Genomic DNA, 300 nt, shown 5'->3' with positions numbered 1-300 from the left:
AAGTACTTTCAACTACTCAGACGACGTGGTCATTGCTGGAATCATAAAAAGGTATATCGCGTGTATTGCCAGCTAAAAATGAATCTCCGGCGCATTGGGAAGAAACGATTACCCAGCCGATACCCCCGGCCACTAGGGGTACCTGACGAGATAAACAAAAGCTGGTCGATTGATTTCATGAGCGATGCACTATGGTGCGGCAGACGCTTCCGTACGCTGAATGTGGTGGACGATTTTAATCGTGAAGTACTGGCGATTGAAATTGATCTGAATTTACCTGCATCGCGTGTGATTCGTGTG

At 47.0% G+C, this 300-nt stretch carries 1 pseudogene; it reads left to right on the top strand.

Features of this window, described 5'->3' with window-relative positions:
* A pseudogene (locus KDM89_RS21530) lies at positions 1-300 on the top strand (IS3 family transposase); the annotation flags it as partial.

This window comes from Cognatundibacterium luofuense, assembly GCF_018139685.1.
Classification (GTDB): Bacteria; Pseudomonadota; Gammaproteobacteria; order Burkholderiales; family Burkholderiaceae_D; genus Undibacterium; species Undibacterium luofuense.
The sequence above is the reverse complement of the archived record's forward strand: the minus strand, read 5'-3'. Positions and strand labels throughout refer to the sequence as shown.